18 protein-coding genes and 1 pseudogene are annotated in these 24,550 nt (G+C 42.5%); 10 read left to right on the top strand and 9 right to left on the bottom strand.

Annotated features, from left to right (window positions below; translation table 11 throughout):
- Nucleotides 1-42 precede the first annotated feature (42 nt).
- Nucleotides 43-1,220, top strand: a pseudogene (locus CHI10_RS08330) (thiolase family protein).
- Nucleotides 1,221-1,296: 76 nt separating this feature from the next.
- Nucleotides 1,297-1,836 (top strand): GNAT family N-acetyltransferase, encoded by a 540-nt coding sequence (locus tag CHI10_RS08335; RefSeq protein WP_095243857.1) that lies wholly within the window; start codon nucleotides 1,297-1,299, stop codon nucleotides 1,834-1,836.
- 33 nt (nucleotides 1,837-1,869) lie between these two features.
- Here CHI10_RS08335 and CHI10_RS08340 read toward each other — a convergent pair whose 3' ends face one another.
- Nucleotides 1,870-3,024, bottom strand: coding sequence for an MFS transporter (locus CHI10_RS08340; protein WP_095243858.1), 1,155 nt, complete (start codon nucleotides 3,022-3,024; stop codon nucleotides 1,870-1,872).
- Between the two features lie 147 nt (nucleotides 3,025-3,171).
- Between CHI10_RS08340 and addB the strand changes: the two genes are divergently transcribed.
- Both addB and addA read left to right on the top strand, forming a co-directional pair.
- Nucleotides 3,172-6,678 (top strand): helicase-exonuclease AddAB subunit AddB, encoded by a 3,507-nt coding sequence (gene addB / locus CHI10_RS08345; RefSeq protein ID WP_095243859.1) that lies wholly within the window; start codon nucleotides 3,172-3,174, stop codon nucleotides 6,676-6,678.
- Nucleotides 6,656-10,414, top strand: coding sequence for a helicase-exonuclease AddAB subunit AddA (addA, locus tag CHI10_RS08350; RefSeq protein ID WP_095243860.1), 3,759 nt, complete (start codon nucleotides 6,656-6,658; stop codon nucleotides 10,412-10,414). Before addB ends, addA begins: the two co-directional genes overlap by 23 nt.
- Nucleotides 10,415-10,554: 140 nt before the next feature.
- Here addA and CHI10_RS08355 read toward each other — a convergent pair whose 3' ends face one another.
- Genes CHI10_RS08355 through CHI10_RS08380 form a run of 6 tightly spaced genes read right to left on the bottom strand, consistent with a single transcriptional unit; the run spans nucleotide 10,555 to nucleotide 12,475 of the window.
- Complete coding sequence (locus CHI10_RS08355) at nucleotides 10,555-10,773, bottom strand: spore germination protein (RefSeq protein WP_095243861.1); 219 nt, start codon at nucleotides 10,771-10,773, stop codon at nucleotides 10,555-10,557.
- Nucleotides 10,774-10,785: 12 nt separating this feature from the next.
- Nucleotides 10,786-11,184 (bottom strand): spore germination protein GerPE, encoded by a 399-nt coding sequence (locus tag CHI10_RS08360; protein ID WP_095243862.1) that lies wholly within the window; start codon nucleotides 11,182-11,184, stop codon nucleotides 10,786-10,788.
- Nucleotides 11,185-11,191: 7 nt separating this feature from the next.
- Nucleotides 11,192-11,368, bottom strand: a complete 177-nt coding sequence (locus tag CHI10_RS08365; protein WP_095243863.1) for a spore gernimation protein GerPD — start codon at nucleotides 11,366-11,368, stop codon at nucleotides 11,192-11,194.
- Nucleotides 11,365-11,970 (bottom strand): spore germination protein GerPC, encoded by a 606-nt coding sequence (gene gerPC / locus CHI10_RS08370; RefSeq protein ID WP_095243864.1) that lies wholly within the window; start codon nucleotides 11,968-11,970, stop codon nucleotides 11,365-11,367. The genes CHI10_RS08365 and gerPC overlap by 4 nt, the downstream gene beginning before the upstream one ends.
- A 30-nt stretch (nucleotides 11,971-12,000) precedes the next feature.
- Nucleotides 12,001-12,240 (bottom strand): spore germination protein GerPB, encoded by a 240-nt coding sequence (locus CHI10_RS08375; RefSeq protein WP_095243885.1) that lies wholly within the window; start codon nucleotides 12,238-12,240, stop codon nucleotides 12,001-12,003.
- 13 nt (nucleotides 12,241-12,253) lie between these two features.
- Nucleotides 12,254-12,475, bottom strand: coding sequence for a spore germination protein (locus CHI10_RS08380; protein WP_095243865.1), 222 nt, complete (start codon nucleotides 12,473-12,475; stop codon nucleotides 12,254-12,256).
- 200 nt (nucleotides 12,476-12,675) lie between these two features.
- Here CHI10_RS08380 and CHI10_RS08385 point away from each other — a divergent pair, with 200 nt between their 5' ends.
- The 5 genes from CHI10_RS08385 to CHI10_RS08405 all read left to right on the top strand — a co-directional run bounded on the left by CHI10_RS08385 (nucleotide 12,676) and on the right by CHI10_RS08405 (nucleotide 20,386).
- Nucleotides 12,676-14,268, top strand: a complete 1,593-nt coding sequence (locus tag CHI10_RS08385; RefSeq protein ID WP_095243866.1) for a long-chain-fatty-acid--CoA ligase — start codon at nucleotides 12,676-12,678, stop codon at nucleotides 14,266-14,268.
- 135 nt (nucleotides 14,269-14,403) lie between these two features.
- A complete protein-coding gene (locus CHI10_RS08390) occupies nucleotides 14,404-15,591 on the top strand; it encodes a DUF418 domain-containing protein (protein ID WP_095243867.1) in 1,188 nt (395 codons plus the stop codon).
- 66 nt (nucleotides 15,592-15,657) lie between these two features.
- Nucleotides 15,658-16,566 carry a fumarylacetoacetate hydrolase family protein gene (locus tag CHI10_RS08395; protein WP_095243868.1) on the top strand — a complete coding sequence of 303 codons (909 nt, stop codon included), beginning with the start codon at nucleotides 15,658-15,660 and terminating at the stop codon, nucleotides 16,564-16,566.
- A gap of 198 nt (nucleotides 16,567-16,764) precedes the next feature.
- On the top strand, nucleotides 16,765-17,124 hold the full coding sequence (locus tag CHI10_RS08400) for a YisL family protein (RefSeq protein ID WP_095243869.1): 360 nt from the start codon (nucleotides 16,765-16,767) through the stop codon (nucleotides 17,122-17,124).
- A gap of 340 nt (nucleotides 17,125-17,464) precedes the next feature.
- Nucleotides 17,465-20,386 carry an EAL domain-containing protein gene (locus CHI10_RS08405; RefSeq protein ID WP_095243870.1) on the top strand — a complete coding sequence of 974 codons (2,922 nt, stop codon included), beginning with the start codon at nucleotides 17,465-17,467 and terminating at the stop codon, nucleotides 20,384-20,386.
- Nucleotides 20,387-20,492: 106 nt separating this feature from the next.
- Here CHI10_RS08405 and CHI10_RS08410 read toward each other — a convergent pair whose 3' ends face one another.
- Complete coding sequence (locus CHI10_RS08410) at nucleotides 20,493-21,056, bottom strand: DUF2777 domain-containing protein (RefSeq protein ID WP_095243871.1); 564 nt, start codon at nucleotides 21,054-21,056, stop codon at nucleotides 20,493-20,495.
- Between the two features lie 157 nt (nucleotides 21,057-21,213).
- On the opposite strand from CHI10_RS08410, the gene asnB reads away from it, so the two are divergent.
- A complete protein-coding gene (gene asnB, locus CHI10_RS08415) occupies nucleotides 21,214-23,061 on the top strand; it encodes an asparagine synthase (glutamine-hydrolyzing) (RefSeq protein ID WP_095243872.1) in 1,848 nt (615 codons plus the stop codon).
- 36 nt (nucleotides 23,062-23,097) lie between these two features.
- On the opposite strand, the gene CHI10_RS08420 is transcribed toward asnB, so the two are convergent.
- Nucleotides 23,098-24,447: an MATE family efflux transporter gene (locus CHI10_RS08420; protein ID WP_095243873.1), complete on the bottom strand. Its 1,350-nt coding sequence runs from the start codon at nucleotides 24,445-24,447 to the stop codon at nucleotides 23,098-23,100.
- Nucleotides 24,448-24,550: the final 103 nt, after the last annotated feature.

A 24,550-nucleotide genomic window follows, 5' to 3' on the forward strand; every position in this document is an offset into this window, starting at 1 on the left:
TGCTCATTTATCAGATATTAATAGTAAAAGGGGTGGGAAAGTATGAGAAATGTTGTAATAACATCAGCAGTAAGAACACCAGTCGGGACCTTTGGAGGAGCCTTTAAGAATCTTCTGCCGACAGATTTGATTGTTCCAGTACTAAAAGAGGCTGCCGAAGAAGCGCCTTAAAGAGCAGTGACGTGAATGAAGTAATTTTGGGACACTGCATTCAGCGTACAGATGAACCGAACACAGCAAGGACTGCAGCATTGCTTGCAGGCTTTGACGATACAACAACAGGGTTCACAGTCCAGAGACAGTGTGCATCCGGTATGCAGGCCATTATTTCCGCTGCCCTGCAGATTGCATCAGGCATGTCAGATATCGTGATTGCCGGAGGAGTAGAAGCCATGAGCTCCAGTCCTTATGTATTAAAACAGCATCGCTGGGGCGCCCGCATGCAGCATGGACAGGTAACCGACACAGTATGGGAGATTCTCGAAGATCCAATCCATCATATCATGATGGGGGAAACAGCAGAAAACCTGGCAGAAATTCATTCGATCACAAGAGAAGAGCAAGATGAAGTGGCATTGCTTAGCCATAATAGAGCCCTGCATGCAATTGAAAACGGTTACTTTGATTCGCAGATCGTTCCCATTACTGTGAAGACCCGGAAAGGAGAAGTAACCGTGGCAAAAGATGAAAACCCGCGTGCGGACTTAACAGCTGAAAAGCTGAGCAGCTTGAAGCCGGTCTTTAGAAAGGGCGGAACGGTAACGGCAGGAAACTCATCCAGCCTGAATGACGGCGGAGCAGCACTGGTCCTCATGCCGGAAGAGCTGGCTCTCGAAAGAGGACTGAAGCCGCTGGCAAAGATTGCTGGCTTCTCTGTTGCGGGAGTGGATCCGAAATTAATGGGAAGAGGACCTGTTCCGGCAGTTAAAAATGCTCTTGCCAGTGTTAATTGGTCGCTTGAAGAAGCTGATTTGATTGAAGTTAATGAGGCCTTTGCGGCCCAATATTTGGCGGTTGAGCGAGAACTTGGCTTAAACCGGGAAAAAGTAAATGTTAATGGAAGCGGAATCAGCCTTGGACACCCTATTGGATGTACAGGTGCCCGTCTTGTCGTGAGTCTTGTTCATGAGTTAAAGAGAAGAGGAGGCCATAAAGGAATAGCTTCTTTATGTGTCGGAGGCGGAATGGGAGCCACAGTATTTGTGGAAACGTACGAATAAAGAGTTCCTTCGGGAGCTCTTTATTTATCCAGTGGATTCCATCTCCTGAATAATTTCTTTAAAGGGAGTGAATAAAGTGTTAAGCAAAACGGTATTATCAGGGGAAAATATTATTCTCGGGTCATTTATTGACGAAGATATCAGAAAAATAACCGAGTGGCATGCGCACGAAAAAATCATGAGAAATCTGGATGCTCTTCCGGTAAAACCTAAAAAGGAAACAGAAATTAAGAAGTGGCTTGATGAGTGCCCGCAAGACACCTTCAGGTTTTCGCTCAGGTTAAAAGAAGGAAATGAAATAATTGGCTATGCAGAGATAAACGGTATTTTATGGCCGCACAGAACAGGCTGGGTTACCATAGCCATAGCAGATGAAACCAAATGGGGAAAGGGATATGGAAAAGAAGCAATGCAATGCCTGATCCGCTATGCTTTCAGGGAACTGAATCTGTATAGGCTGCAGCTTACAGTATTTTCGTATAATACCAGAGCCAAGACTCTTTATGAAAGCCTTGGATTTCGAATAGAAGGCTGCTACAGAGAGTTTCTGGAACGCGATGGAAAACGGCATGATATGTATTTATACGGGCTGCTGAGAAAGGAGTGGAAAGAGTGAAGAAGCGCGGAATGATTCCGCGCTTTACAAGATTTATTCTGGTTGACTGACAAAAGTAATTTCTTTTGACAAGAAATAGCTTAGAACGATATTCGTAAGAAAAAAGGCAAGAAGCAGAAACAGTACATCATGATATTCCAGAATCATAACCGCCGGCGGCGCAAGGCTTGCACCGGTTAATAGAAAAAAAGAATAGAGAGAAAGCGCTTTTGCACGATCAGCTCCTGCAATCATGCCAATCAGTGTGATAACTGTGGGTACAAGAAGAGATATAGAGGCCACGAACATTATTGAAATAGCCATTAATGCAATGGTGCTGCTGAAGAAAAACATATTAATGATGCTGAAGATTCCTATAAGTAAACCAAGCTTTAATGTCAAATGGGCACCAATCCGCTCAATTAATTTTCCCGTAAAGAGCGACAGCAGCGCCCCGATTAGTCCCACAGCTCTTAATGTGAACAGCTCCTCCATGGTTCCCTCGAAATTCCTTCCTATTGCATCGTAAAAAGCTACAAAGGTAAACAGCAAAGTAAAGGTAATAGCATAGCTTTGGAGCAGGCTTCCGTTCATTAATAGTTTTTTCATAATAGAAATAACGGAAACCCCTGATTTGGAAGGAGGAGAAGTGCCTGGAAGTATTTTATACGATACTAGGAAAAGAATTAAATAACAAGACGCAAAGAAATAAAAAGCATAGTTCCATTTAAAATAAAAAGTAATTGTCGAACTGATCAGCTGTCCAAGGATGCCGGCGACAAGGAATCCTGTATTGATAAAAACAAGCAGCAGGGTGCGGCTCCTCGGCTGAAAAAGATCAAAGGAATAAGCGAAGGCAACAGGAGCAAAGCTCCCAAGAGTCAACCCCTGAATCGACCTGGTTATATAGAGAGCTTCTACATTAGGGGAGAGCCCGACGGCACAAGTGGACAAAGCAGAAGCAAACAAACCTGAAATAATAATTCTGCGTCGGCCAAATGTATCGGAAGCAGGTCCAAAGAATAACAGGCCAGCAGCATAAAAAAATGCAAAAAGACTTCCCCCGGCCACAATATGATTTTCATTTACTTTAAATGAGTCTGCGATTTCCCCGTAAATTGGGATCAGTGTATAAATATTGCTGGCGACAAAAATGCCTGTGACTGTCAAAATGACTGAAGTTGCAATCAGGACCTGTTTTGAAATCATCCTTATCACCTGCCGATATACTTTATGCACGAAACCTCGAATAGGAAAGTTGTCATTTCCACAATTTTGAAGAACCCCATACAAAAATTTGAACAGCTTATATGATAAAATAATGATAGAGAGAGAGCTTTTTTAAGGAGGAAAATTATGACCGTACGTTTATTGATAGGCCGTTCCGGGAGTGGTAAAACGGAATACTGCCTTAACCAAATCCGTGATGAACTGCGGTTTAATCCGGATGGAGATCCAATCATTTATTTAGTGCCGGAACAAATGACGTTCCTTTCAGAATATAAATTAATAACAACACCTGGCCTGGGCGGAATGATCCGCAGCCAGGTATACTCTTTCACGCGTCTCGCATGGAGAATTCTTCAGGAAACGGGAGGCATGAGCAGATACCATCTTAATAGTGTAGGCATCAGCATGCTGATCCGCAAAATCATTGAAGATAAAAAGGATGATCTTAAGCTTTTTCAAAGGGCTGCAGACAAAAATGGCTTTATTCAGCAAGTAGAACAAATAATGACCGAATTCAAACGATATTGTGTAGCTCCCGACGAACTGGCGGAAAGGCAAAATCAGCTCTCGGCAAGCGGGAAGTCAAATAAGGCACTCCAGGACAAGCTGCATGATCTTGAGATAATCTATAAAAATTTCGAGGAATCCCTTTCTGGCAAATATACAGATTCAGAGGATTATTTCCGCCTGCTTGCGGAAAAAGCCTCCCATTCAGAGTATCTAAAAAATGCTGAGGTTTATATAGATGGCTTTTACAGCTTTACACCACAGGAATATGCAATTGTTGAACAGCTGATGAAGCAGTGTAAAAACGTTACCATCACACTAACGCTTGACCAGCCGTTTAAGAATAATGCTTCTGATGAGCTTCATTTATTCAGAATGCCTGGAGAGAACTATCAGACAATCAAAGAATTGGCTTCCCGCAACAGGCTGGATGTGGAAGAGATGCTCCTTTCCGAGCAAAAAAGGTGGATCAAGCCTTCACTTAAGCATCTTGAGGCTCATTTTGACAGCAGGCCTGCAGAGGCATTTACAGGAGAAGCGGACATTCACATTGGACAGGCTGTCAGCAGGAGGGCCGAAATTGAGGGCGTTGCCAGGGAAATTAATAAGCTTGTTCGCACTGATGGGTATCGCTACCGTGATATTGCCGTACTGGCAAGAAACGGCCAGGATTATCATGACATGATTGAAACAGTGTTCCGTGACTATGACATCCCATTTTTTATTGATCAGAAAAGAACAATGCTGAATCACCCGCTCGTTGAGTTAATCCGGTCAACACTTGAGATAATCAATGGGAATTGGCGCTATGAACCGATTTTCAGAGCTATAAAAACAGAGCTGATTTTTCCGTCCAGGCTAAACCCCGGAAAGCTTCGTGAGCAAATGGACAGACTTGAGAACTATGTTCTTGCTTATGGCATTCAAGGAGACAAATGGACGAAAAAGAAGAGATGGACATACAGAAGAATCAGAGGGCTGGAGTTTGAAGCAGTTGCCCAGACTGATGCCGAGAAAAAAGTAGAAGATGAGTTAAATGATCTGCGCGAAATGATTACAGGCCCAATATTAAGGCTGCACAGGCGCTTGAGAAAGGCTGCTGATGGCCGCAGCTTGTGTGAAGCTTTATTTCTATACATGGAAGAATTGGATGTTCCTCTGAAGATTGAGAAGTGGAAAACTGCTCAGGAGGATAAAGGGAACCTTGTTAAGTCAAGGGAACATGGACAAGCATGGAATGCCATTATGGAGCTTCTGGATCAATATGTGGAAATGCTTGGTGAAGAAGAAGTGAGCCTTAAGCGTTTTGCATCCATTCTTGATGCCGGACTGGAGTCGCTTCGCTTTACGCTTGTTCCGCCTGCCATTGATCAGGTTATGGCGGCCGATTTGGAAAGATCGAGGCTAACTGATATTAAAGCTGCCTTTGTTATTGGGCTGAATGAAGGAGTACTTCCTGCCAAATTCTCAGAGGATGGTGTGCTGGCGGATGACGACAGGGAAACCCTGAACACGAACGGAATGAAACTGGCGCCTGGAAGCCGCACACGTCTGCTTGATGAGGAATTTATAGCTTATAAAGCATTTGTTACTCCATCAGAAAAACTATTTATAAGCTATCCATTGGCAAATGAAGAAGGTAAAGCACTTATGCCGTCTCCTTTGATTAAGAGATTGGGAGATTTATTTCCTGATTGCAGGCATCATTCCTTCATGTCTGATCCGGCAGAGCTTAAGGAAACGGAGCAGCTGGAGTATGCTGATAACCTTAATACAGCATTATCGTATTTGACTTCACAGCTTCAGCTCAAAAAACGCAGCTATCCAATCTATGACCTCTGGTGGGATGTTTATAACTATTACCTTAAAAATGAGCAGTGGAGAAGGCCTGCATTGAAAGTGCTTTCCAGCCTTAATTATGAAAACAGGACACTTCAGCTTGGTGAAGACGTCAGTAAGGAATTGTATGGCGACCATATTCAGGCGAGTGTTTCGAGAATGGAATTATTCCATAGCTGTCCATTTTCCCATTTTGCACAGCATGGACTAAGGCTGCGGGAAAGACAGGTATACCGCCTGGAGGCACCGGATATCGGGGATCTTTTCCATGCTGCTTTAAAATTTATTGCAGAAACAGTTATGACTCAGAAACTTTCATGGACAGATATGACGAGGGAACAGTGTGAGATCCTTGCAAAAGAAGCGGTTGAAATGCTTGCTCCTAAACTTCAAAATGAAATTCTCTTAAGCTCGAACAGGCATCACTATATTAAGAGAAAGCTTGAGCAAATTATCAGCAGAGCTTCCTATGTCATCAGCGAGCATGCCAAATCAAGCGGATTCTCGCCGGTGGGCCTTGAACTGGGGTTTGGTCCTAAAGGAGAGCTTCCTTCGCTTGCTTTTCCTCTTAAAAACGGGGCTAAAATGGAGCTTGTCGGAAGAATTGACAGAGTAGACAAGGCTCAGGATGCCAACGGGACATTTTTACGGGTAATTGACTATAAATCCAGCTCCAAGGATCTGAATGTAAGTGAGGTTTACTACGGCATTGCTCTGCAGATGCTGACATATCTGGACATCATAATTGCCCATTCCAGCTCTTTAATTGGAACAAAAGCCGATCCGGCAGGAGTTCTTTACTTCCATGTCCATAATCCGATCGTCAGCACTTCAAAAATGCTGACATTGGAGGATATAGAGCAGGAACTTTATAAGAAATTCAAAATGAATGGCCTCCTGCTCGGAGAAGAAAATGTAATCAGGTTAATGGACCAGACTATTGAGACAGGCGACTCATCCATTATCTCAGCGGGATTCAAAAAGGACGGCACCCTTTCTAAGAGGTCTAAAGTAGCAAGCAAGCAGGAGTTCGATTATTTGCGCAGCTATGTAAGAAAAATGTATAGGAATACAGGCAATAAAATTACTGAGGGCAATGTTGAAATTGCCCCATATAAAATGAAGGAAAAAACACCGTGTGCATTTTGTGCCTACAAATCTGTATGCCAATTTGATGAATCTCTTGAAACAAATGATTACAGATTATTTACCCCTAAACCAAAAGAAGACATGATTGAAATCATCAAGAAGGAGGTGGAGGGAGATGAAAGTGACCATACCTCCTAAGCCGGAAGGTACAACCTGGACCGATGACCAATGGAAAGCGATCATGGCCAAGGGTCAGGATATCCTGGTGGCTGCAGCAGCCGGATCAGGGAAGACCGCTGTTTTGGTTGAAAGGATTATCAATAAGATTATCGCAGATGAAGATCCTATTAATGTCGATGAACTGCTTGTTGTGACCTTTACAAATGCCTCCGCAGCAGAAATGAGGCACAGAATCGGCGAGGCTCTTGAAAAAGCTATTAATGATAATCCGCGATCTGCTCACCTCAGAAAGCAGGTAAGCTTACTAAACAGGGCATCCATCTCGACTTTGCACTCATTTTGCTTAGAGATGATACGCAAATATTACTACATGACCGATATTGATCCGGCGTTTCGGATTGCGGATGAAACTGAAGCACAGCTTTTGAGGGATGAAGTACTCGAAGAGCTTTTTGAAGATGAATACGGCAAAGAGGGAAATGAAGGATTCTTTGCACTTGTTGACACTTTTACAAATGACAGAAGTGACACTGCCCTTCAGGATATAATAAGGGACTTATACGATTTTGCCCGTTCCAACCCTTCGCCTGATCAATATCTTGATTCAATTGTTGAGATGTACAATGTGAACGGCGTCAGCAGTCTCGAGCAGCTTCCATTTGTCCGTTCGCTTTTGGAGGATATTGATCTTCAGCTGAAAGGAGCCAAGCAGCTGCTTGAATATGGGCTTGAGCTGACCAAGCTTCCAGGGGGACCGGCTCCGAGAGCAGAGAACTTTATCGCAGATCTGCATGTTGTAAATACACTAATTGAAGCGAAAAATGATTCATGGACGATGCTCTATGAAGCGATGCAATCATGGTCTTTTGGCAGAGCCAAAACGTGTAAGGGCGATGAATATGATGAAGGACTGGTCGAAAAAGCAAAAAAACTCAGGGATCAGGCCAAGAAAATCATAACCGGCCTGCAGGAAGAACTGTTTTTCCGCAGACAGGAGAGCTTCATGCGTGATATGGCGGAAATGAAGCCCCATATTGAAGAGCTTGTCAGGTTGGTTAAAGCATTTTCCATCCGCTTTGATCAGGTTAAAACTGAAAAAGGGCTTGTTGACTTTGCGGATCTTGAGCATTATTGCCTTGACATTCTTTCATCAACAGATGAGGAGGGACGGCTTTTGCCTTCAGAAGCGGCTCTTGTCTGCAGAAATCAGTTCAAAGAAGTTCTGGTTGATGAGTATCAGGATACCAACATGGTTCAGGAAGCTATTTTGCAGCTGGTAACGGCAGATTCAGAAGAGAACGGAAATTTATTCATGGTAGGGGATGTTAAGCAGTCAATCTACCGTTTCCGCCTTGCAGAGCCTAATCTGTTTCTGGGCAAGTACACGCGGTTTGACCGGGATGGAGAAAGAGCAGGACTCAGAATTGATCTGGCGCGAAATTTCAGAAGCCGTAAAGAAGTTCTGCAAGGGACCAACTATATCTTTAAGCAGATTATGGGGACGTCTGTCGGTGAAATAGAGTATGACCAGGCAGCTGAACTTATTAAAGGAGCTCCCTATTCAGAGGATCAGGAGCAGCCTGTTGAGCTTGCTATTATTGACCTTGAAGGAAGTGAAAAGAGTGAACCGGACCCTGAATCCATGGATGAGGGTTTTGACAGCGAAGATTTAGCACAGTCACAGCTCGAAGCCAGATATATGGCTTCTAAAATTAAAGAAATCATTGGGAATCGGAAAGAAGTTTACAACACAAAGACTCATTCCGGACGGCCTGCCAAGTACAGGGATATTGTCATCCTGCTTCGTTCCATGACATGGGCTCCTCAGATTATGGAGGAATTCAAACAGCAGGGAATCCCTGTCTATGCCAATCTTTCCAGCGGTTATTTTGAAGCAACAGAAGTAGCGATTATGATGTCACTTCTAAAAGTGATAGATAATCCGTACCAGGATATTCCGCTGGCATCGGTGCTGAGATCTCCTATTTTGGGTCTGACCGAAGAAGAGCTTGCACATATAAGAATCCAGAATAAAAGGGGCTCATTCTATGAAGCATTAACTTCTTTTTGCCGGAATCACCCAACCCTTGAAACGGGAGAATTATATGAAAAGGTCCGGCCATTTTTCGATGCTCTTGAAGAATGGCGTGTAATGGCGCGGCAGGGTTCCCTTTCAGAGCTGATCTGGAATCTCTATAGACAAACCAGATTTTATGATTTTGTCGGCGGTATGCCAGGCGGAAAACAGAGGCAGGCAAATCTTCGCGCATTGTACGACAGAGCCAGACAGTATGAAGCAACCTCATTCAGAGGATTATTCCGCTTTTTAAGGTTTATTGAACGAATGCGTGACAGAGGCGATGATCTTGGTGCTGCCCGCGCTTTAGGTGAGCAGGAAGATGTTGTCCGTCTTATGACGATCCACAGCAGCAAAGGTCTTGAATTTCCCTTTGTTTTTATTGCAGGGCTTGCCCGCAACTTTAATACGATGGACTTGAAAAAGCCATATATGCTTGATAAGGAATTTGGATTTGCTGCAAAATATGTAAATGCCGAGAAGAGAATTTCGTACCCCTCTCTGCCGCAAATTGCTTTTAAACGAAAAAAGAAAATGGAAATGCTGGCTGAAGAAATGCGGGTTCTATATGTTGCTTTAACGAGGGCGAAGGAAAAGCTGTACCTGATATCGTCTGTCAAAAGTGCAGATAAAAAATTAAATAAGTGGCTGCAGGTATCCGAACATAAAGACTGGCTCCTGAATGAGTATGACAGGGCTTCTGCAAACAGTTATCTGGACTGGATTGGCCCGGCTCTTGTCCGGCATCGGGAGTGCGAGGCATTGAGAGCGGAAGTTCAGGTGGATCCTCTTGTCCCGGGTGATATACTTGAACACCCTTCCTGCTGGAATATAACCATAATTAAAAGTGAAGAAGCTGCTGTTCTTCCGGAAGAAGCCAATGAGGGCGAAACGGATTTGCTGAAATTGGTTTATGAAGGAAAAACTGTTCCGGCAGAATCGGCTTTTAAGGATAAAGTTGAGGAACAGCTTTCCTGGAAATATACCTATAAGCAGGCAGCTCAAGCCAGATCTAAACAATCGGTTTCGGAAGTGAAAAGGCAGCGGGAGATTTTTTCTGAAGAAGACAGCGGTACTGAATTAATTCGTAAAATCAGTAAACCGATGCTCAGCCGGCCTCGCTTTATGCAGGAAAAATCACTTTCTCCAGCTGAACGGGGTACTGCTATGCATGCTGTCATGCAGCATATTGATTTCAGCCGGCCTGCAACAGTGGAAACGATATCCTCCAAAATGGATGAGATGGTCAGGAAAGAATTGCTCACGGAAGAGCAGCGTGCCAGCATTGAGCCGCAGCTGATCTTGCAATTTTTCGAAACTGAACTGGGTCAAAGAATGATTCAGGCTATATCGGTACGCCGAGAAATCCCATTCAGTTTATCTTTCCCTGCCCGGGAAATTTATTCAGATTGGCAGGGTGAAGATGAACCTGTTCTCATCCAGGGGATTGTGGACTGTGTATTCGAAGATGAGCAAGGTTTGGTGCTCCTGGATTATAAAACGGATGGAATCAGCGGCCGTTATAAGGGAGGGTTTGCTGAAGCCAAACCCGTTCTTGAAAACAGGTACAAAGTACAAATTGATATGTACACCAGAGCATTGGAACAGATTTTAAAACGGGAAGTCAATGAAAGATACCTGTTTTTCTTTGATGGTGCTCATACAATTAAGTTATAGGAAAAGCCGGCAAGGAGACTTGCCGGCTTTTGAGTATGTGCAGGAGATGTATTTATAATGAACATCAGCTGAAAAGGGTCATGAACGGAAATCAAAAGGACGATAACGAAAGTGCTATCGTCCATAATACTCTCTTTCGATTAGTTATTGCCAACATTTGGCTGATCAACCAGACTGGTATCAAGTACGTTACTGGCGCTAAGGCCATTGTTTGTAATGATAAAGCCGCCTGTGTTAGCGGCACCCTGTCCGGTTGTTGATTTGGAATTGTTTTTCGGAGAAATATAAAGGGAGTCTCCGAATTGAACTATTCCACCGCTGACATTAATAATTTGTACCGGTCCGATTATAGCTGGCATGTAAAACATCCTTTATGAAAAATTTTCATCCTTGCGTTCCGCTGTTTTGGGATAAATCTGACGGATATGCTTGACCCGGGCTTCCATTGAAATGTTTCCACTGTTCCCGATATGGATGACAGAGGAGGAGGAAACTCCGATAATATCAATGTTCTGCACCCGAATGATCGGATTGAGCTGTGTTGTCTGCATCGTTATGTTTTCTTCAATAGGGATCAAAGGAATAGGTTCACTGAATACAGGATAGACTGAAAAATTCCCTTCCTTCGCATTAAAATACTCAGCTTCACGCTGGTTAGCAATCGCCCTTGAGAATCCTTTAATAAAGCATGAGTCACCAATTTCAAAAACAGAAGAAAAGGCGATGGTGTCAATATGGATTTTATCAACAGATGAAGTTCTTTGCAGCATAGGCAGCTTACTCCGGTGTCAGAGGCACAAATGGCCCTACCAGAAGTGACTCAGGAGGTGTATCAAAAGTGGCTGCCAGCTGGATCGTTTGCGTATCCCCCACCATCAAAACAGATGAACTGGATACACCCAGTACTTTTATACTGCCAACGCACAGATCTCTGTTATATACCTGATAATTCATTCTTTATTCATTCCCTTCATATTTTCCGGCAAATGCGAGATAAAGGCATAGACCCCATTGTGAATCTCCTTCTTTATCAGCTCGATAATCTCTTCGTTATTTTCCTGCCCGGAGCGATTCGATGCCTGCTGCTGGATATAGAAGTCAATCCGGTTAGGCAGCTGCTTTTTGATATCTTCTTTGATAAACGCAATATACGAATCATCCACATTGACATTTAATTTTTTCTGGGCAGAAGCTGTAATTTCTGGAAGTTCCCGTTCTAAATACTGATAAATGGCGTCTTCAATTTCCATCGTTCTCTTCATCTGGGTTTTAGGCGAAACAGGTGCTTTAATGTTTTTGTTGTCTACGGCAAAATCTTCAATGTTCTGCAGCTCAGAAGGGTTTAAGCCAATATTTAAAGTACCTTCAAGAGACTCTACCTTAAGCTGGTCAAATTTATACTCAATCCGATCGACCTGCATTGGCGGACGGCTTTTCAGAACTTCAGTTTCTTCCTGAAGTTTTTTAACCGCAGCTTCAAGTCTCCTTATTTGCTTTTCCTGTGCTTCTACAAAAGCATGCAATTGCTGAAGATAGGTATTTAATTGCTGATTCAAGCGCACCACCTCGCTTATAAAAAAATGATATTATCGTTTCTGAGCACCAGTCAGAGGTACAGAAGGTGACAGAAAAACACTCCCCCCAGCTGGTCCCGCAGGCGCCGGACCTTCTGCTTCAGGTGCTGGCTCGGTAAAGCCGCCAGTGTTATACAAATAAGACGCCGGCTTTATAATGCCTGCACTTCCAATCTGCATGACGGAAGAGTTTGTGATCCCGCCGATCTTTATGAATTGAATATGAATGGATTGCTGTATATAAAAATTCATAGTATCACCCATTTTAAGCATTGAAATAATTGCCCTGATCCACGCCATCACAATCATAAGTGTTTGTTGTGCTCCGGTGATTATAAACATTCAGGCCATTCCCAGTGTTAAACGATCCGGCACCTGAAAAGGTCTTGGCGTTAGAAACTGGCATGATTTTATATACGTCCCCAATATTGAAGACAGAACTGCTCCCGATCGATATGACCTGTGCGACTCCCACAATAGCTGGCATACATAACACCCTTTAAAATGATTTCTTGTATATCGTATGTGCCTAATTGCTGAATGTGATTAATCAGCCCAATAATATCTCAGTGGTACGTTAATTCAAGGCGACGCTAAAATGTTATATAACAGACAAAAACAGGCTGAAACTGTTTTTATTTTTGTGATAATATAAAATTAACAAAATTTTCTGTGAGGTGTCGTAAAATGAATGTTCCATTAATACTTACGCAGTTTTTAGACCGTGCTGTGTCCCTTTACGGTTCCAAGAAAGCCATTTTTGCAGATGATCGAACTTTTACATATGAGGAATTGAACACAAGGGTTAATCAGCTCTCTCATGGTTTAGAAGCTTCAGGTATTCAAAAAGGGGACCGTATTGCTTACCTGGCACCCAATTCAGTTGAAATGCTGGAGGGGTTTTATGGAGTTTTTCAGCTGGGTGGAATAATGGTTCCGCTAAATATCAGGCTGAAGCCGGAAGACTATCTGTTTATATTGAATCACAGCGAATCCAAAATTCTGTTTGTAGATCAGGACCTTTACCATCTAATACTTCCTGTAAAAGATCAGCTGAAAACTGTGGAAAAAATCATCGTGCATTATAAAGAAGAAGATACAGAAGAAACCGATTATGATTTATGGCTAGGCAGCCAGGACAGCAGTCCTTTTCAAAGAGAGATCCTCGACGAAAATGACGTTTGCAGCCTTTTATATACAAGCGGTACAACAGGCAATCCTAAAGGTGTCATGCTGACCCACCGCAATAATTACCTGCATGCATTGTCAACTATGCATCATTTGAGAGTCAGCGATCAGGATGTATTGCTGCATGTCCTGCCGATGTTTCATGTGAATGGATGGGGTTCTCCTTTTTATTACACGGCAAATGGCGCTTCTCAGGTGTGTATGAGAAAAGCCACGCCGGAAAAGATATTTGACACCCTGCAGGAGCATAAAGTATCAATCATGCATATGGCTCCCACGGTACTGAATTCGCTGATGCAGCATTATGAACAATTTGCTCCTTCTGTTGAACAGGATGTCAGGGTGGTTATAGCTGGATCGGCCCCTCCGCCAGCTTTTGTAACAAGAGTGGAAAAGGAGCTTGGGTGGGAGTTCATACAGGTATATGGCATGACCGAATCATCTCCGCTAAGCACAGTATCGACGATTCGTTCTCACCTTCAGGAACTTCCGCTTAACCAGCAGTACCGGATGAAAGCGAAGGCAGGACATCAGATGATTGGCTGTGAAGTCCGGGTAATCAATGAACACGGTGAAGAAGTTGCCCATAATGGCAAAGAAATCGGTGAGGTAGTTGTCCGCAGCAACGGGGTCATGAAAGGCTATTGGAAAAACGAAGAGGCAACAATGGAAGCTATTCGGGACGGCTGGCTTTACACAGGTGATATGGGAAATGTAGATGAAAATGGCAATTTAGAAATTGTTGACCGGAAAAAAGATATTATTATCAGCGGCGGGGAAAACATCTCATCCATCGAAGTAGAAGGGGTTTTATACGAGCACCCCGCCATCTCAGAAGCAGCTGTCATAGCAGTGCCCCACGAAAAGTGGGGGGAAACACCTCATGCCTTTATAGTCGTGCGACATGGGAATACACTGACTGAGCAGGAGATTATCAGTTTTACCAGGGAGAAGCTGGCCCACTTCAAAGCTGTAACAGGAGTGACTTTTGTCGATGAGCTGCCGAAAACGGCTTCAGGGAAAATCCAAAAAATCCACCTTCGGAACAGCTACTGGGAGTCAAAAGGGAAAACAGACCGTTATGTTAATTAAATGAAAAGTGGGATTTTTTCAAAGTGTCCAGCTCCAGCGCCTAGTTGCATGCGCTGGAGCATTTCTTTTCTGGACAAGCAGAATACAGCTCTCTATCATTAAGGTAGATTTTCTTTACAAAAAAGGAGGCACTTTATGGACAGGCAAGTCAGCCCGGTTGTGGAGAAGGATCGGATCATTTCGCTGGATATTATGAGAGGATTTGCCATTCTCGGTATTTTTTTAGTAAATATGCTTTCCTTCCATTCACCATATCTGTACATTGATCCTTTTGAATGGTGGGACAGTCCGGCAGATAAAGGGGCTTATGCGTTTATCGATATCTTTGTGCAGGCAAGCTTCTATCCTTTGTTTTCTATGCTGTTCGGTTATGGGTTAGTCATTCTGAGGGAGAGGGCAATGGCCAAAGGCCTTGGTTTCGGAGGAATGGCTGCAAGGAGATTTTCGCTTTTGCTGCTGATAGGCATCATTCACGCTTTTCTTATTTGGCATGGGGACATTTTAATAAACTATGCAATCTTTGGTTTTATCTTTTTAATGTTTGTAAAAATGTCCGGAAAAAATATGCTTTTAACCGGAATATTGCTTTATATCATTCCCAATCTGCTATTTGTTCTATTGTTATTTGCAACAGTTTTGTTTGTTCCGCCTGAAGATCTGTCAATCTATGACAAAGAAGCCGCATTAGCTTCTTTACAGGCCTATCAAAATGGAAGCTTTTCCGAGGTTACCTCACAGCGTATCCAGGATTGGTCAGGTGTTAATAAACTTGCCTCACTGCCTATCATGCTGGCATCTATTTTTCCTTTGTTTTTAATAGGGGGAGGTGCTGCCAAGCTGCGATGGCTTGAGGAGCCAGTAAAAAACCGGGCATTCCTCATGAGAATTACGCTGATTTCTTTGGCTGCAGGGCTATTGTTCAAATTACTGCCTTACATAACGGAAAGCAACCTGGGACTGGATTACATGCAGGACATATTCGGAGGTCCGCTGCTGGCTATTGCTTATGGTTTAGGGATAGCAGTGATGATAAACAATAATCATGGACCAGGATTCCTGCTGTCGCTCTCGTATGTTGGGAAACTGTCGCTCTCAAATTATCTTTTCCAGTCCATTATCTCGACTTTTATTTTTTACAGTTATGGTTTAGGCTTCTATGGGAAGGTCTCTGCATTTGGAGGAACACTGTTAGTTATGATCATCTTCGCTATGCAGGTCATCATCAGCCGCTTTTGGATTGCTCGCTATTATTATGGACCGGTCGAATGGCTCTGGAGGAGCTTCACTTATTTGAAGATCCCTAATTGGAAGAGAAAAGGTTAAAATTGTCCAAAAAACTGAAAATTTATATTATACTAAAAAAGTGAAAAATAGAATGAGGTGATAGGATTGAAATTTGTTACTTTTAAGGATAGCACAGGAAGCGGCACTGGTTTACTGGACGAGACCGGGACTAAGGTGCTTCCGCTAAAAGCAGCTTTAGAAAAAATGGAAGGCAAAAGTGAGTTGCCGGCGACTTTGAAGGAATGTATTGCTTTAGGGGATAAGTTCATTGATAAAGTACATAGTTTAACAGATTGGCTAAGCAATAATCCTGCAAGGGAAGAACTCTTTCACCCGCTAGCTTCCGATGCATTGGAAGCGCCGATTCCCCGTCCGGATAAGAATATTTTTTGTGTAGGCAAGAATTATGCCGAGCATGCCATTGAGATGGGAAGCAAAGAAGATATTCCAGAGCACATAATGGTCTTTACGAAATCGCCAACAACGGTCATAGGACCTGATGCAACAGTCTTGAATCACAATAATGTCACTGCAGAGCTGGATTATGAGGGAGAGCTTGCCGTAGTAATCGGAAAAAAAGGACGAGCGATTCCAAAGGAAAAAGCATTGGAACACATTTTTGGCTATACGATCATTAATGATGTGACAGCAAGGGATCTGCAGTCCCGCCATAAGCAATTTTTTATCGGTAAAAGCCTGGATGCCACATGCCCGATGGGTCCATGGATTGTCCATAAATCAGCTGTTGAAAACCCGAATCAGCTTGACATTCAAACAAAGGTAAACGGAGAGCTCCGACAAAGTTCAAATACTGAAAACTTTATCTTTCCAATCGAGGAAATCATTTCGGTCCTGTCAAAGGGCATGACACTTGAGCCTGGAGATATTATTGCAACAGGAACACCCGCAGGGGTAGGCAAGGGCTTTAAGCCTCCTCGCTTTCTTAAGCCGGGAGATAAAGTGGAAATTACAGTGGAAAATATAGGAACTCTGACGAATTTTATAGAGAAATAAAAAGAAAGATGGCCTGTGTAAAAACACAGGCTTTTAAGAATTTATTTTATAATTTCAGAGTGTCAATGATATATATCACACTTTGTCATAAATAGTTCACAAATTTGCCTTTAGATAATCTTTTTCTGCATCTTAACTTTAGGAATTTCAAAGTCAATATGGTATGATGATATCGAATTTACATTAGGAGGCACTGGAATGATACATGCCCATATAACAACATGGTTATTAGCACTTGTTCTATTTATTATTGCCCTTATACTGCATAAAAGCGGCAAACAAAAAGGTTTAAAAGTGGTTCACATGATTTTGAGATTATTTTATCTGCTAATCATTGGAACAGGAGTTTGGATTTTAAGCAGCCTTAACAGCATCGACCTTCTTTATGTGTTGAAGTCATTAGTAGGCATTTGGGTAATTGCTATGTTTGAAATGATTATCATCCGTACTGTCAAAGGGAAAAAGACTTCTATTTTATGGGGACAGTTCATTGTCGCTCTAATCCTGGTTCTATATTTAGGATTTGTTAAATTGCCATTAACTTTTATCGCAGTCTAACGGGCAGTAAGACCCCACTTCAAGACTCCGAGAAATCAAAGGAGGACAAGTGGAAGTCAAACTGCCCGTAAAGGCCCGATTGGTTCAACTAACAATAAGTGGGGAGAAAAGCACACCCCACTTATTGAAGTTTCACTTTATGACGTAAATATGGATATTTATAGAAAAGGCTGCCAAAAAGGCAGCTTTTTCTAATTTTGTCATGTCATGACTTCACTAAATATGGTAATTTAAAACTATAGCTAACTATAGGATAAAAATTTGAATCTGCAGTCTCAGCTGTACAAGGGAGCAATCCTATCAGCGGGTCTAATGATCTTACTATGATGGTGGGTTTTTTATGGCACAGACGATTACATGTTTATATAAGAATATTAGCGGGCTTAATAGTTTTATAGACTTGAATGAATTGACTGAATACCCGAATCTGCTTGTGCAGGTCTTTACAGGGACTCCTGAAAGCCTATTTATCGCAGAAATTCAAAAGGAACTGAAAAATAATCTTCCCTTTGCACATATAGCAGGCTGTTCAACTTCCGGTGAAATTCATGATGGGCGCATTACGGAAAAACAAACAATCATTTGCTTTACTACTTTTGAAAAAACGGAATTAAAATCTTTCCTGTTAAACAGGAGCGATTTTAAAGACAGTTATGAAATGGGCAAAGCCCTGGCACGGGAACTTGCTATCTTTAATACCGAAGCTGTAATTATCTTTCCTGCAGGATTTGATGTTGATTCCACTGACCTCCTGGAAGGGATAAATGAAACCCAGCCGAACATGGTGATTTCCGGCGGCCTTGCCGGAGATAATGGTTTATTCCAGGAGGGTTTTTCTTTTACTCAAGAGGGAATCACCAGCGATGGGCTTGCGGCAGTTGCCCTTCAAAGCGGCCATTTGTCAGTGCGTCATTTTGAAAATTATCAGTGGCAGGAGATTGGAAAAAGCTTTACTGTCACAAAGGCAGAAGGATCTATCATCTACTCCCTGGACGATAAGAGGCCTTTAACTATTTTAAAGCGCTATTTGGGAGAGGCTTTTATTAAGGAACTGCCCAAATCAGGTACTGAATTCCCGTTCCTTTTACAGTACCGTGGAGAAAAAGTATCTGTTTTTATTATAAAATTACTTGAAAATGGTGCAATTAAAGTAAACAGAAGGGTTGAGGCAGGAGACACACTTACGTTTGCTTATGCAAATCTGGAGGACATTATTGACCGGTCTTTAAAGGAATTAAAACAGCTTGACCAGGTTTCTCCTGAAAGCATATTTATATACAATTGCATGGCCAGGAAGCAATTTGCAAGAGACTTTACGGAAAAAGAACTGGCAATGTTTCAGAAAATAGCTCCGTCTAACGGCTTTTTCTCTTATGGAGAAATATCCTGCCGTAAAGGCGGACATCCGCAGATGGTCGGACATTCTCTTACATACCTTGCTCTATCAGAAAATAGTGCTGAATCAAAGAAGGAACAGCAGAATGAATTTGTTTATGAAAAAACCGCCCAATTTAATACGATTACTTCATTAACTCATTTAATGCACGCTTCTCAGGATGATATTAAATCATTAAACAGCAGCCTTAAAATGTCAGAACAATATTATAAATCTCTATTTGATAATAATGCAGACTTTGTTTATTCAACTGATCTGAAGGGGAATTTCACAAGTGTCAACCCGGCATTTGAGAAAACCTTCGGGTATAGCCGGGAAGAAATAATCGGAAAAACAGCTCTTTCCTATGTGAGCGATATGGATGTACAAAGGGTCCGGATGCACTTTTATCGGGCATTAAGAGGAAAAGAGCAATATTATAATGTATATATTGATTCAAAAACCGGCGAGAAGAATCTCTTTCAGCTGAAAAATATTCCGATTACGGTTAATGGGGAATGTGTAGGCATTTATGGAATCGGCAGAAATATTACTGAACAAAAAAAAATTGAAGAGAAGATAACAGAACTGGCTTTTTTTGACCGGGATACAGGGCTGCCAAACAGAATGAAGTTTACAGAACAATTGCAAATGCAATTAAAGAGAGCCAGGAAGAAACAGAAGAAAATTGCCGTTCTTTCTATTGATATTGACCGCTTTAAAGTCATAAATGACAGTCTTGGGCACTTTGCAGGGGATATGGTGTTAAAGGAAATTTCCGAAAGAATTGAGAGGGTTTTGCCTTCCGGTTCTTATTTGGGAAGATTCAGCGGGGATAAGTTTACCCTGGTACTATCGAGAGAAGCAACCATTGAAAAAGTTATGAAAGCCTCCAAAAAGATATTAGATGAAATATCCCATCCTTTATTTCAGTCGGAGCAGGAGTTTATTGTTACTGCGAGTATTGGTGTAAGCCTATATCCGGACGATGGATCTGACGAGCACATACTCCTGAAAAATGCGGATATTGCCACGAACCGCTCCAAGCTGCAGGGAGGAAACAGGGTCACGTTTTTCTCGATGGAAATGAATCAGCAGGCAATGGTCAGACTTGAGCTTGAAAGCTACTTAAGAAAAGCATTGCAGAAAAATGAGTTTTATTTATGCTATCAGCCATTAATCGACCTTGAAACTGGCAATTTATATGGAAGCGAAGCCCTGATCCGCTGGAATCATCCAAAACTTGGACTTGTTTCACCAGGTGAATTTATTCCTCTTGCAGAAGAAACTGGTCTCATTGGGGATATTGGCGGCTGGGTGTTGAGGTCGGCCTGCCAGCAAAATAGGCGCTGGCAAATGCTCGGCTATGAATCTCTTTCCATTTCTGTGAATGTGTCAGCCTATCAATTCCAGCAGCCGGGTTTTCTTCAGGAAGTTAAGACGGCATTGGAGCTTTCAGGTATGGAGCCGCAATATTTAACATTGGAGCTGACGGAAAGTACGATGCTGAGAAATGTTGAGTACAGTATACAAGTTATGCAGTCTCTGCAGGATATCGGTGTCAAGGTATCCATTGATGATTTTGGAACCGGATATTCTTCATTAAGTTATTTAAAGGACCTTCCAATCAATACATTAAAAATCGACCGGTCGTTTATCAATAACCTTCGACTAAATACATCTGATGTTGCCATTGTAAAAGCCATCATCACCATGGGACATGGGCTCTCCGTTAAGGTGGTGGCTGAAGGGGTGGAAACACTGGAGCAGATTGAGCTTTTAAAGGAATTGAAATGCCATTATGCACAGGGCTTTTATATACATAAGCCGCTTATGACCAGAGATTTTGAGGAAGGTCTATCAAAATACGTTCAAACGCACAGCTAGCGCCATAAAGAAACAGCAGCACTGCCACCAAAGGCAGGCTGCTGTTTCTTTATATTCATTCTGAAGTTAGATTATTGTCCAGCCCCAGACGCTTTTCCGCTTTTTTTTATGAAGAAATCTTCTCAATTACCATTCTTTTTCCGCTGTTTAAGGTAAATTCAAACCGGTCACTCATTTTTTCATAATAGCAAAAATGATGCTGCACATTGCAAATATGATCCTGGTTATCAAAAACGATGAAGTTAACACCGCTTTTCCTGTCTTTATCATTAAAAAATGCGAGCTGGTTATAGCAATAAATGCAGTCATAGACCGAAAATTGCATGGAATTTAGAGTGGTTACGAACTGGTAGAAGGCGTCATCATTCATTTCCTCCAATAATCTTTCGAGAGAGAAAACCAGATGCTTACGAATGCGAATCGAATCCTGGTTCTTCAAGTGAAATGTTTCATCATCAAAAGCCACCTTGCCATCCTCGAATAAAGTGCCTTTCTTCCAGCGTTTAAAGCGGAACACCTCCATTTCCTGATGGAGGAATTCGTCCAGTATGGATGCTTCATCTGTTTCATGGTCAAAAAATACCCATTGATCATTGATATACTCTACAGTGCCTTCTGTAAAAGCACGGGATTGATATTCGATAAGCTTTGTTCGCTGCTGTCTATTCATATAAAACCTCCATTAACTTCCTCAACTTCTTTTTAGACAGTTTTGGCGATTTTTATAACCGCTTGAATGTGGACAATTAACTTTTTTTAAGGCCCAGCATACAATAGCATCATGAAAAATGTGCCCATGCGATTCCGCTTTGAAAGGATGATGTAATGTGTGTGGAATTACCGGCTGGATTGACTTCCAAAAGGATTTGAGAAAAGAATCTGCAGCAGTTGGCAAAATGGCGGATACACTGGCAAAGCGGGGTCCAGATGAAACAAACATATGGACAGATGTTCATGCTGGATTCGGCCATAAAAGGTTAATCGTTGTAGACCCGGCAGGCGGAAAACAGCCAATGACTAGGGAAAAACATCAAAACCGCTATACGATTTGCTATAATGGAGAGCTTTATAATACGGAAGATCTCCGTAAAGAACTCCTTATAAAAGGATATTCGTTTGAAGGCCATTCTGACACTGAGGTTTTGCTGACTTCTTATATAGAATGGGGAGAAAATTGCCTTCAATATTTTAATGGCATCTATGCATTCGCAGTTTGGGATGAAAAGAAAGAACAATTATTTATTGGCAGGGATCGTTTAGGGGTAAAACCATTATTTTATAAAGAAACGAAACATGGCATATTATTTGGATCTGAATTAAAAGCTATTTTAGCCCACCCTGAAGTTAAGGCGGAAGTCGGCAGGGAAGGTTTAGCTGAAATCTTTGGACTGGGGCCATCACGATCTCCGGGATCGGGTGTTTTCAGAGGCATTGATGAATTAAGGCCTGCTCATGCGCTGATCTTTTCGAGAAATGGGCTGAAGGCATGGCGTTATTGGAATGTGAAAAGTGCCCCTCATGAGGATAATGTTGAAGAGACGGCTGAGCGAGTCAGGGAACTATTTACGGATGCTGTGACAAGGCAGCTGGTTTCGGATGTACCGTTATGCACGTTCCTTTCCGGCGGAGTGGATTCCAGTGCGATTACAGCTATCGCTGCAAAAGCTTACGAAAAAGACGGTAAGGGCCAACTCACCACTTATTCGATAGATTATGAGGGAAATGATGAGTTTTTCAAGGCTAATGAGTTTCAGCCTAATTCTGATGGAGCATTTATACAGAAGATGTCCCAGACCTTTAATACGAAACATAACAGCAGTATAATCACCCAGAAGCAGCTGGCAGAGGATTTAATCGAATCTGTGCATGTAAGGGATCTTCCGGGTATGGCTGATGTCGATTCCTCCCTGCTATGGTTTTGCAGGGAAATAAAAAAGGACTTTGTTGTCAGTCTGTCGGGGGAATGTGCTGATGAAATATTTGGCGGCTATCCATGGTTCCATAGAGAGGAAGACTTAAAGAGGAAGGGATTCCCATGGATGAGGTCACTCGAAGCCAGGCAGGGCCTATTGAAAGAAAATTGGAGGAAGAAACTGAACCTTCAGGATTATGCTATGGAAAAGTATCTTCAGGCAATCTCCGAAACTCCTGCGTTAGACGGGGAGAACAGGGAGGACGCAAGCAGGAGAGAGCTTTTCTATATTAATATGATTTACTTTATGACGACCTTATTGGACCGTAAAGACAGAATGAGCATGGGGGCCAGCCTTGAAGTACGGGTGCCTTTTGCCGATCATCGGCTTGTGGAGTATGTGTGGAATATTCCGTGGGAGATCAAAATGCATGGAAACCGCGAAAAAGGAATCCTTCGCAAAGCACTTGAAGGTATACTGCCGAATGAAGTGTTATACAGAAAGAAAAGCCCTTATCCCAAAACGCATAATCCAGAATATACAGCTGCAGTCCAGAAAATGCTCAATGGATACCTCGAGGACCGCTCATCAGCACTGTATGAATTCTTTGACAGCGGCCAGCTGAGGGATATTATTGAGTCGGGAGGTGACTCATTCCGGGAACCATGGTTTGGGCAGCTCATGACTGGTCCCCAGCTGTTAGCACATCTTGCTCAGATTCATGTGTGGTTCAAGGATTATAATATAAATATTGCAGAATGAAAAATGAAGCGGCACCGTGACTGCCGCTTTTCTTATTTACACCGCTTTTGAAGACACGAACGACTTATTCACCCATACTCTGGATCTCCATCGCCATAACATGAGCAATCCTCTAAGCCATTCATCGGCAATAAAGGCAATCCAAATGCCGGCAAGACCCAGTCCAAAATAAATTCCCAGAACATAGGAAAGGGTAACGCTTACGCCCCACATGGAAAGGATCCCCATATAAACGGGGAATTTTACATCCCCGGCTGCACGCAGGGAGTTGATGACGACTAAATTAAACGATCTGCCTGGCTCCAGGAGGATGGTCAAAAGAATGAGAACACTGCCAACCTTTATGATATCTGGATTAGAAGTGAATATGCCCATCAATTTTTCTGAGAACAGGGAGAAAAGAACCGCAGTCCCGAATGAAATAATGATGGCTAGGCGCAGGCTTTTCATACATCTTTTATAGGCTGCCTCATAATCCCTACCGCCTACCATATGGCCTATCAGGATTTGTGTGCCCTGGCTGATGGCGACACTGAAAAGGAATATGAACATCATGATATTCTGAGTATACACCTTTGCAGTTAATGCCTCTGTTCCGAGAGCAGCGATGAATATAGTAATCACCATTTGCGATCCATTATAGGATAAATGCTCCCCCGCTGAAGGGATACCGATTTTTAAAAGGTCTTTGATATGTTCCTTTGGAAAGCGGAAAAGTAATCGGAACGGAAGTGCTTTTTCCGTTCTTTTAAGCAGGACGGCGACTGCAGCTGCCAATCCAATCAATCTGCTGACGACAGTAGAGATGGCCACTCCTTCTACACCCAATACAGGAAAACCGAATGGGCCGAAAATAAAAAAGTAATTGCCAATAACATTTAAAATGTTCATGCCGATAGTAATGTACATAACATCTCTTGTAAATCCGTAACTTCTGATGATGGCTCCAATTGTCATAATTAATGCCTGAACAAAGGAAAAGCCGCCAACAATGACTAAGTAGGCGTTTGCCTGGCTCAATAGCTCCTCAGGCAAATCCATCATGCGGAGCAGCGGTTTGCCTGAGACGAATAAAATAATACTGAGGAATACCCCAAATACCAGGTTTGCCCCCAGGGAGACAATCGAAATTTCAGCAGCCGTTTTATCATTTTTCGCGCCAAGATTTTGGGCAATAAGGATGGATGTCCCGGTCGCTACAAATCCAAACATGACGATTACAAGCGAAAGGATCTGATTTGACACCCCGACGGCAGCCACAGATTCATCCGAATATTGCGAAAGCATAAGCGTATCGGCATTCCCCATGAGCATATGAAGCAATATTTCAATGAAAATCGGCCAGGTTAGAGCAAATAATGTCATTTTTTTCTGGTTCTTAGTCATGGTTTTTCTCCCTATTTGTAAATAATCTCATGTAAATAGGAGGGACCCACGACAATATATAAACGAAAAAAGAAAAGCCTTAAGGTCTTGCCCTTAAAAACTT

Source organism: Bacillus sp. 7894-2 (assembly GCF_002272225.1).
In the GTDB taxonomy this organism is placed as follows: Bacteria; Bacillota; Bacilli; order Bacillales; family Cytobacillaceae; genus Cytobacillus.